3 tRNA genes and 3 rRNA genes are annotated in these 5,925 nt (G+C 54.4%); all 6 read left to right on the top strand.

Annotation, left to right across the window (positions count from 1 at the left end):
- Window positions 1-575: 575 nt before the first annotated feature.
- The 6 genes from ER13_RS15530 to ER13_RS15505 all read left to right on the top strand — a co-directional run bounded on the left by ER13_RS15530 (window position 576) and on the right by ER13_RS15505 (window position 5,855).
- Window positions 576-2,036, top strand: a 16S ribosomal RNA gene (locus tag ER13_RS15530).
- A gap of 207 nt (window positions 2,037-2,243) precedes the next feature.
- A tRNA-Ile gene (locus ER13_RS15525) sits at window positions 2,244-2,320 on the top strand.
- Between the two features lie 88 nt (window positions 2,321-2,408).
- Window positions 2,409-2,484, top strand: a tRNA-Ala gene (locus ER13_RS15520).
- A 200-nt stretch (window positions 2,485-2,684) separates the two neighbouring features.
- A 23S ribosomal RNA gene (locus ER13_RS15515) occupies window positions 2,685-5,471 on the top strand.
- Between the two features lie 89 nt (window positions 5,472-5,560).
- A 5S ribosomal RNA gene (rrf, locus tag ER13_RS15510) occupies window positions 5,561-5,675 on the top strand.
- The 16S, 23S and 5S rRNA genes sit together here with 3 tRNA genes alongside, the layout of an rRNA operon.
- 103 nt (window positions 5,676-5,778) lie before the next feature.
- Window positions 5,779-5,855 (top strand) — tRNA-Met (locus ER13_RS15505).
- Window positions 5,856-5,925: the final 70 nt, after the last annotated feature.

Raw genomic sequence — 5,925 nt, 5'->3', positions numbered from 1 at the left:
GTCAGAATCCGGTTGCGGCGGAAAAGAGCGGCCCGTATAGAGCCGCCTCGCTCGGAAACGGGCCGGCCCTGAGGGCTTCGGAGCTTTGGTTTCGGGGGTTTTGAGGGGAAGAAAGAGTTGAGAAACTTCTTGCTTTCCTGGGTTGGTTTCAATAGGTTCCGCGCTCCAATCGAATCGCCGAACGGTTAAGAGGAAAGCCTCTGCGTTTTCCTCCGGTGGTTTTTTGTGGTTTTGAGGCTTCGGTCTTGGTTCTGCAAAATCTCTGAAAAGAGCGGTTGACACGAGGTTCGCGGTTCTCTAAATCGCCGCCTCCGCCGACGACGAGGCGCTAAACAAGTCGGGCCGCTGAGGCGGTTCTGGGTCTTTGACATTGTTGATATGGAAAGAGAAACGCAGGCGGCGGTGTTCTAGCGATGACCTTCGGGTCATTATACGACACTGACTATCTGCGGTCTTTTTGAAAAGATGCCATGCGTCGGTCTTCGGATCGATGACGTGGGAACTCGTCAATAAAATACGTAGAACTAATGCCAAGATCACTTCGGTGGTCTTCAAGCTTAGGTCAGAAGTCAACTCAACCTGAGAGTTTGATCCTGGCTCAGAGCGAACGCTGGCGGCAGGCCTAACACATGCAAGTCGAACGAACTCTTCGGAGTTAGTGGCGGACGGGTGAGTAACACGTGGGAACGTGCCTTTAGGTTCGGAATAACTCAGGGAAACTTGTGCTAATACCGAATGTGCCCTTCGGGGGAAAGATTTATCGCCTTTAGAGCGGCCCGCGTCTGATTAGCTAGTTGGTGAGGTAAAGGCTCACCAAGGCGACGATCAGTAGCTGGTCTGAGAGGATGATCAGCCACATTGGGACTGAGACACGGCCCAAACTCCTACGGGAGGCAGCAGTGGGGAATCTTGCGCAATGGGCGAAAGCCTGACGCAGCCATGCCGCGTGAATGATGAAGGTCTTAGGATTGTAAAATTCTTTCAGTAGGGACGATAATGACGGTACCTACAGAAGAAGCCCCGGCTAACTTCGTGCCAGCAGCCGCGGTAATACGAAGGGGGCTAGCGTTGCTCGGAATTACTGGGCGTAAAGGGAGCGTAGGCGGACATTTAAGTCAGGGGTGAAATCCCGGGGCTCAACCTCGGAATTGCCTTTGATACTGGGTGTCTTGAGTGTGAGAGAGGTATGTGGAACTCCGAGTGTAGAGGTGAAATTCGTAGATATTCGGAAGAACACCAGTGGCGAAGGCGACATACTGGCTCATTACTGACGCTGAGGCTCGAAAGCGTGGGGAGCAAACAGGATTAGATACCCTGGTAGTCCACGCCGTAAACGATGATTGCTAGTTGTCGGGATGCATGCATTTCGGTGACGCAGCTAACGCATTAAGCAATCCGCCTGGGGAGTACGGTCGCAAGATTAAAACTCAAAGGAATTGACGGGGGCCCGCACAAGCGGTGGAGCATGTGGTTTAATTCGAAGCAACGCGCAGAACCTTACCACCTTTTGACATGCCTGGACCGCCAGAGAGATCTGGCTTTCCCTTCGGGGACTAGGACACAGGTGCTGCATGGCTGTCGTCAGCTCGTGTCGTGAGATGTTGGGTTAAGTCCCGCAACGAGCGCAACCCTCGCCATTAGTTGCCATCATTTAGTTGGGAACTCTAATGGGACTGCCGGTGCTAAGCCGGAGGAAGGTGGGGATGACGTCAAGTCCTCATGGCCCTTACAGGGTGGGCTACACACGTGCTACAATGGCGACTACAGAGGGTTAATCCTTAAAAGTCGTCTCAGTTCGGATTGTCCTCTGCAACTCGAGGGCATGAAGTTGGAATCGCTAGTAATCGCGGATCAGCATGCCGCGGTGAATACGTTCCCGGGCCTTGTACACACCGCCCGTCACACCATGGGAGTTGGTTCTACCCGAAGGCGCTGCGCTGACCGCAAGGGGGCAGGCGACCACGGTAGGGTCAGCGACTGGGGTGAAGTCGTAACAAGGTAGCCGTAGGGGAACCTGCGGCTGGATCACCTCCTTTCTAAGGATGCTTCTCCAGGCCGTCTCTCACGAGACTGTCTATTGAGGCTCCGATTTAGCGGAGCGCTTCACAGCGCCGAGCACTATGCGGAATGCCGCCGTCTCCGTTTCTCTTTCCACTTTCGTCATCGACGCATCGACCATACGGGTTGATGTATTGGTGACGCGATCGCGAGCCTGGGTCTCTTGACCTGGCTGTCGCTGCCATAGGCCCGTAGCTCAGGTGGTTAGAGCGTACGCCTGATAAGCGTAAGGTCGGCAGTTCGAGTCTGCCCGGGCCTACCAGCTGATGCTGGTTGCTGGGGTTGGCCTCCAGCCCACAGGCAGTATCGTATGGCAGCTCTCCTGGGCTTTGCACCATTCCTGTTGGAATGGGGCCATAGCTCAGTTGGTAGAGCGCCTGCTTTGCAAGCAGGATGTCGTCGGTTCGACTCCGTCTGGCTCCACCAGGATCTTGTGATCGCATTCAAGTTTGCCGTTGGCCGTAAGGCCGGCGTGCATTGAAATCGTAAAGGAAGAACGTGACCGGCTCCCCTGAGCTTGTAGGTCTTGTTCGAGAAGAAGACATTGTCTGACAAAAATCAGGCTCGGTCCCCCGGCGACTTTCCAGTCGGGCGGAATAAACCGAGCATGAGTTTTGCTGAGAAACGATCAAACGTTGAAGGGCTTCTGACGGATGCCTTGGCGTAGAGAGGCGATGAAGGACGTGGCAAGCTGCGATAAGAACCGGGGAGGCGCTAGCACCCTTTGATCCGGTTATTTCCGAATGGGGAAACCCACCTTTACAGTCTTCCAACTCTGCTTCGGTTTCGGCCGGAGCGGCGATTGGCGGATTGTTGAAAGGTATAATGAGCTGAATACATAGGCTTCATTAAGCGAACCCGGGGAACTGAAACATCTCAGTACCCGGAGGAAAGGACATCAACCGAGACTCCCGTAGTAGTGGCGAGCGAACCGGGACCAGGCCAGTGCTCTTGTGAAATAAAGACGAACGATCTGGAAAGGTCGGCCATAGTGGGTGAAAGCCCCGTAGTCATCAAACAGCAAGAGACTCGAGTAGGGCGGGACACGTGAAATCCTGTCTGAACATGGGGGGACCACCCTCCAAGCCTAAGTACTCCTCTACGACCGATAGTGAACAAGTACCGTGAGGGAAAGGTGAAAAGCACCCCGACAAGGGGAGTGAAACAGATCCTGAAATCGGAAGCCTACAAGCAGTCGGAGCCCCCAAGCGGGGTGACGGCGTACCTTTTGTATAATGGGTCAGCGACTTCATGTGTCGAGCAAGCTTAAGCCGTTAGGTGTAGGCGCAGCGAAAGCGAGTCTGAATAGGGCGCTAAGTTCGACGTATGACGACCCGAAACCAGGTGATCTATCCATGAGCAGGTTGAAGGTTGGGTAACACCAACTGGAGGACCGAACCCGTGAATGTTGAAAAATTCTGGGATGACTTGTGGATAGGGGTGAAAGGCCAATCAAACCTGGACATAGCTGGTTCTCCGCGAAATCTATTTAGGTAGAGCGTCCGACGAATTCCTTGGGGGGTAGAGCACTGGATGGTTGCGGGCTGCGCGAGCGGTACCAATACTAACCAAACTCCGAATACCCAAGAGAACTATCGGGCAGACACACGGCGGGTGCTAACGTCCGTCGTGAAAAGGGAAACAACCCTAACCATCATCTAAGGCCCCCAAGTCACGGCTAAGTGGGAAACGATGTGGGATTGCTTTGACAATCAGGAGGTTGGCTTAGAAGCAGCCATCCTTTAAAGAAAGCGTAACAGCTCACTGATCAAGCGATCCTGCGCGGAAAATGTAACGGGGCTCAAGCCGTGCGCCGAAGATATGGGTTTGCAGTTTACTGCAAGCGGTAGCGGAGCGTTCCGTAGGCCGGTGAAGGTCAGGCGTGAGCCTGGCTGGAGGTATCGGAAGTGAGAATGCTGACATGAGTAACGATAAGAGTGTGAGAGACACTCTCGCCGAAAGACCAAGGGTTCCTGCGTAAAGCTAATCTGCGCAGGGTTAGTCGGCCCCTAAGGCGAGGCTGAAAAGCGTAGTCGATGGGAAGCAGGTAAATATTCCTGCACCAGCTGGAAGTGACGGATGGCTTAACTCGTACCCACTTATTGGATTGTGTGTGCGGGGGCGTTGTCCCAGGAAATAACTCCAGCAGAGACCGTACCCGAAACCGACACAGGTGGTCAGGTAGAGCATACCAAGGCGTTTGAGAGAACTATGCTGAAGGAACTCGGCAAATTGCACGCGTAACTTCGGAATAAGCGTGACTCACCCTGGGCAACCAGGACTGAGTGGCACAAGCCAGGGGGTAGCGACTGTTTAGCAAAAACACAGGGCTCTGCGAAGCAGCAATGCGACGTATAGGGTCTGACGCCTGCCCGGTGCCTGAAGGTTAAAGGGAGTTGTGAAAGCGACGAACTGAAGCCCAGGTAAACGGCGGCCGTAACTATAACGGTCCTAAGGTAGCGAAATTCCTTGTCGGGTAAGTTCCGACCTGCACGAATGGCGTAACGACTTCCCCACTGTCTCCAGCATAGGCTCAGTGAAATTGAATTCCCCGTGAAGATGCGGGGTTCCCGCGGTCAGACGGAAAGACCCTATGAACCTTTACTATAGCTTCGCCTTGGCGTTAGCGACCGTATGTGTAGGATAGGTGGGAGACTATGAAACCGGGGCGCCAGCTCTGGTGGAGTCGTCCTTGAAATACCACCCTTACTGTCGTTGACGTCTAACCGAGGGCCGTTATCCGGTCCCGGGACATGGCGTGGTGGGTAGTTTGACTGGGGCGGTCGCCTCCTAAAGTGTAACGGAGGCGCGCGATGGTGAGCTCAGAGCGGTCGGAAATCGCTCGTCGAGTGCAATGGCATAAGCTCGCCTGACTGCGAGACTGACAAGTCGAGCAGAGACGAAAGTCGGCCATAGTGATCCGGTGGTCCCGAGTGGAAGGGCCATCGCTCAACGGATAAAAGGTACTCTAGGGATAACAGGCTGATTTTGCCCAAGAGTCCATATCGACGGCAAAGTTTGGCACCTCGATGTCGGCTCATCACATCCTGGGGCTGGAGCAGGTCCCAAGGGTATGGCTGTTCGCCATTTAAAGTGGTACGTGAGCTGGGTTCAGAACGTCGTGAGACAGTTTGGTCCCTATCTGCCGTGGGTGTTCGAAGCTTGAGAGGATCTGTCCCTAGTACGAGAGGACCGGGATGGACATACCTCTGGTGTACCTGTCATGGCGCCAGCTGTGCAGCAGGGTAGCTAAGTATGGAATAGATAACCGCTGAAAGCATCTAAGCGGGAAACTAACCTCAAAACAAGGCTTCGCTGAGGATCGTGGAAGACTACCACGTTGATAGGCCAGGTGTGGAAGTGGGGCGACCCATGAAGCTTACTGGTACTAATAATCCGATCGGTTTGATCGTTTCTCAGCAAAACTCATTCGATGATCATCCTTGACCCGATGATCGTCACGACAATGTCTTCTTCGCAATCTCTCTGTCCGCCCCGTTGACCCGGTGGCTATGTCGGAGGTTCCCCACCCGATCCCATTCCGAACTCGGTCGTTAAGCCCTCCAGAGCCAATGGTACTTCGTCTCAAGGCGCGGGAGAGTAGGTCGCCGCCGGGTCTACCGGGCGGACAGAGTGATTGCTAAATACATGGGCTATCGCGCTTCGCGCTACTTCAGCCCAGGCTTCTCGAACCGTTCTTCCTTCACGACTACCGCTTGCCGCGGGATGGAGCAGCCCGGTAGCTCGTCAGGCTCATAACCTGAAGGTCGTAGGTTCAAATCCTACTCCCGCACCCAAACAAAACAGCCGCTGAGCACTACGCTCAGCGGCTTTTTGCTGGCCGAAGTCCAGACCCCTCGAAAATCC

This window comes from Brevundimonas sp. EAKA (assembly GCF_000698025.1).
Classification (GTDB): domain Bacteria; phylum Pseudomonadota; class Alphaproteobacteria; order Caulobacterales; family Caulobacteraceae; genus Brevundimonas; species Brevundimonas mediterranea_A.
The sequence above is the reverse complement of the archived record's forward strand: the minus strand, read 5'-3'. Positions and strand labels throughout refer to the sequence as shown.